This is a genomic window from Vibrio genomosp. F10 str. 9ZD137, from assembly GCF_049974785.1.
GTDB lineage: Bacteria > Pseudomonadota > Gammaproteobacteria > Enterobacterales > Vibrionaceae > Vibrio.
In genome coordinates, this window is the sequence record NZ_JBNGCJ010000204.1 from 1 (window position 1) to 4089 (window position 4089).

General features: G+C 37.4%; 3 protein-coding genes and 1 pseudogene. All 4 read right to left on the minus strand.

What is annotated here, in order from left to right:
* Positions 1–245: 245 nt before the first annotated feature.
* Positions 246–1499, minus strand: coding sequence for an MFS transporter (locus ACP45E_RS02750; RefSeq protein ID WP_017037048.1), 1254 nt, complete (start codon positions 1497–1499; stop codon positions 246–248).
* The gene (locus ACP45E_RS02755; protein ID WP_347229969.1) at positions 1489–2070 is read right to left on the minus strand and encodes a DUF6817 domain-containing protein; all 582 of its coding nucleotides are present in this window, start codon (positions 2068–2070) and stop codon (positions 1489–1491) included. Before ACP45E_RS02755 ends, ACP45E_RS02750 begins: the two co-directional genes overlap by 11 nt.
* The gene (locus ACP45E_RS02760; RefSeq protein ID WP_017037050.1) at positions 2051–3010 is read right to left on the minus strand and encodes an aKG-HExxH-type peptide beta-hydroxylase; all 960 of its coding nucleotides are present in this window, start codon (positions 3008–3010) and stop codon (positions 2051–2053) included. The genes ACP45E_RS02755 and ACP45E_RS02760 overlap by 20 nt, the downstream gene beginning before the upstream one ends.
* Positions 3011–3608: 598 nt before the next feature.
* Positions 3609–4089 (minus strand): annotated as a pseudogene (locus ACP45E_RS02765) (cellulose-binding domain-containing protein); the annotation flags it as partial.

Genomic DNA, 4089 nt, shown 5'->3' on the forward strand with positions numbered 1-4089 from the left:
ACAGTGTGTGTCCTTTTAATATGTTTAATATGGAAATTAGTACAGTTTAATCATTTCTTATTGATGACCCTGAAACACAATGGGGTACTTTTTTTGTTTTCCATTTAGCATAACTTATCGAAGACATAGTCCTGTTAGCACTCTGCAATAGTATTGATGTTTGGTCAAATCGTTCATCATGCTCTCCATCGCTTGGCAATTGATGTAATCCCTGTCTTAGATAAAGCCCTACTAGCTAAATTTAGCTATTTAGCTTCGAAAAGATCTGCATATGCCCCGTCTAAAGTTTCACTACTTTTGCTTAGTAGTATCTTCATTTGGGGTATCATTGGTATGAGGAAACTAAATATTAAAAACATAACGGAAAATGAGTATAGGATCATAACTAAGTTATCCTGACTCTCCTTGAATGAAAATATATAGAACCCAAATGGAATACTACTTTGAATAAACAGTTGGTGTACAACCTGTAATCTAGCTCGAAATTCTTGTGGTATGGCAACTGCACGCACGCTCTCTATTGAAATATTATTTACTACAATTGAAACTCCTAGTGTCAAGAGGCCTATGTGCCAGGCTAGCAGGCTATTCGAAAATGCCAACAGCGCCATACTGATGGATATACCAACAAAAGCAGATTGAACAAGTGAAATCTTTGAATACCGCTTGGAAAGAATGGGCTGAACGTAAGTGGCTGCTAAGAAAACTCCAATGGTTAATGATAGCTCCAGTGTTGCCACATAAATTGCCTGTTTCTCAACCACCATTGATACATAATATGGTACCAAAATTCCAACCAAAGGCACCACCGCCAAATTGGATAGAGATGAAATAAGATTCCAATAAAACTCAGTCTTGTATTTATAACTCAACTTAACACCCTCAATAATATCTTGCGAGTGGGTGGTAAATTTTATATTAGTAATAACATCAGCTTTATAATTTATCAAAGAAAAAAGTACTATTGATATCCCAGATAATACCAGTGAAAAGCCTAGAATAAATGAAATTCCAAAAGTTTCAATTACTGTAACTCCCATCGCTATACCAATAATATTGGCCACTGATTGCAGTATGAAGGTATTTTGATACGCTCGCTCAACTAAGTGCTTAGGTATTATTTCCGGTATTATTGCGTTCACTATTCCAGAGAGATAGGAGTCCCCAAATGAAATAATCAATATTCCTATCACGATACTCACAACTGCAATATCAGCATAGAAACCTAACAGCATTAATAATGATGAACCTAGCAGGGTAGCAGAACTGATAATTAGTAGGTTCTTTTTATTGAATGAATCTCCAAGTGGAGAAAGTAATACGCCAAAAATAAGTTTGAATAAATAGAAACCTCCATATAGCATGGAGGCCATTGCTGCATTGCTTAAGACAGATATACAGTACCAAGACAATCCACCTACAATCATACGTGTGCTAAGTGACGTGAACAGTTCCCCAATTCGAACAAAAAAGAAATTACGGGGCATTTTAAGTGACATAGCTAATCCTCTTTGTCGCAGTAGCAAGTTCTTGTTGTACTTTAGGGTGGAGCAACTCTAAATATTGCCCCAGTTTTTCAATATGAGGGGCGACCTTTTCTATAGAATATTGCTTAGTGACGTTGACAAGATAGTTAACTTGCTCCAACGTCTCGGTGGCAGAAACATTAACAAGTATTTTCCGTTGATTGCTGGTTATACCTACTTTCCCGATCAGTGACTCAAACCAAAATAGGTGTGATTTCTTGTCTTCAGAGACAACGTCATAAAGACCTTGTTTGGCCTGAATGATATTGTATAGATAAACTAACTCTTCAATTTTTGGACCGATCAATAGTTGAAGAGTCGCTCTGTCAGCATATGGATGACCGGAGGACTCGTAACCAAATAACTCGCCATAGAAGCTATGATAAAGGGCTACGATACACTCCATATCAGAACATCCCAATTTCTTACATAGTAGATAGCTTTGTTTTAGATGGGCTCGCAAAGGCCGTCCATATAATGAGCTATTGTAAAACTCGAATTGATTGATACTGGTAAGAATATCGTTATGCATAACTACCTTCATTACTCAGAGCGTGAATGGTTTCAGTGTACGCATCGTCGAAAATTTTTCTCCCAATAGGGGTAAACTTGGCTTCCCAAACCATCATATCGTGAGTTTTTACAAACTGACTTTCAGTGATGGATATTCGTCGTTCAACTTTATCGACTAAAGTCTCGTTCAAGACTCTACTGACCACTAATGTTCTAAGAAACTTAATAATGTAGCTCATAACAAAATATGCATGATAGATCCCATCCATTGGCCTCAAATCCGCTCTATAGGGAGCTTGGAACCGTTCATCTTCTCCATTTAATACAACACTTTCCTTTGCATTAACCGTATAAAGGATTATGTGGGCAAGCTCATGAATAATATGTTCTAGGTAGAAATCAACATCTTGTCTGTTATCGCCGTTGATAATTACTAACCCAAAGAGATTAAAGCTAGCAGCGGACTGCACATAATGTCCGTTAGTGCTACCAGTAAGAACAATCTCATCTACATAGTCAGACAATAGCGACCAAAGTAAAGGAGAGCCACACTGGATTAGGTCCAAAGTTTCTTTAATTTTTGTTTTTGCATGAACACAATTCGCGCTATCAAGCTCCCCGCATTTGATAACCTTATCTGAGTGTTTTGATAGCTCTCTAGTAATTAATTCTGTTTTTGTAAGCGAATACTCAGAGTTAAGAACGGCTACTAAGATAGAGGGTGAAATTAGACTAAATGAACGCAAAATATCATCCAGTAGAAGTTTCGACTGTTCAATACTATTATCCTCTACAGTATCAATGAGCATATTGTACAAACCGAAAGTTACCCAATTAGGACTCAAAGAGTTAACTATGCTATCGAATGGAGTAGAAGCGGAATTTGACTTGTTAAGTTCAGAGTAAATATACGATAGTGAAGACAGTAGAGAGGTATTTAATTCTTGCTTAGAAAAGAGAGATACATCCATTTTTAAATCCTTAAACTATAAATAGCCCAGCCGAAACTGAGCTATAAATTGGTAAACATATTTCGACTACTTTGCTTTTGCTTTGTCATTCACAGAGATAATAGTCGTTTTTACGCTTTTTGAAGTCAGCAATTTAGATGAATCTAGTTTCATAATTAAATTTCCACATTAACTTTATTTATTTTAAACCAAGCTATCATAACTTGGTAAGTATATACCCACAAAAAACGTTAATTCAACGTAGCATTTAAATATAAAATAACGCGACATTAATCCCATAAATATGTGAGCAATAAATATTATATAATATATAAGAGAAACTTCGAGCGTAAAAACATAAACAATATGTTCAAGTGTAGTGGTACGCTGAATTAGGTCACTTAGTTAGAGTTGATATCTGATCTTCACGCTACTGAAACCAGTGACATTATGGCATAGCGACGGATTTGTAAGAAACTAGAAAGCTATAAAGATAAATATCTAGACCGCTAAAAGAAAATGGCTCCCGTTTGGGGAGCCAGTGTTTTCTGTGATTGATACGACCTATTTGTATTCGACTACTGTTTTAATAGGCGTTTCTAATATTGTGGTTCTGCAATTATTGAGGGTTTAGCCCAAGGGTTTGCAATACAAGTTTAAAGTTATCTTGGCGCTCTTTAATGGCATGAACTTCACCACTGACAGGGCAGGTACTGTCGGGGCAACCGCGATTAACTATACCTGATACCGCATCAATAAATGCGGTACCTTGTAGACCACCATCAACGTAGTTTTTAAGCTCGGTGTGGTAATTCCAGCCAGCGTAAGTGCCACTCTCGTCGTTATAAGCCTGTACCGATGTTACCCAGTAGAACAGACCTGCAATCCATTTGATTTCTCGGTTTTCTTCCGAGCTACAAATAAGCCCTGGATTAGAACAGAAATCGAGATCGGCATAGAGTGGATTTTCTGGTGGTGCTTCTACCGTGACTCCGTTGACTGTGGTACCAATGGTTTCTGGGTCAACATGCGAACGGCCCATAAAGTGATTCAAGGTACCAAAGTTCTGGCGTCCGGTAGTCTGAATGACACCACGGCAC

Bases quoted from the DNA above. Each gene is read 5' to 3' on its own strand.
- ACP45E_RS02750 (WP_017037048.1), bottom strand. From the start codon at position 1,499: ATGTCACTTAAAATGCCCCGTAATTTCTTTTTTGTTCGAATTGGGGAA.
- ACP45E_RS02755 (WP_347229969.1), bottom strand. From the start codon at position 2,070: ATGAAGGTAGTTATGCATAACGATATTCTTACCAGTATCAATCAATTC.
- ACP45E_RS02760 (WP_017037050.1), bottom strand. From the start codon at position 3,010: ATGGATGTATCTCTCTTTTCTAAGCAAGAATTAAATACCTCTCTACTG.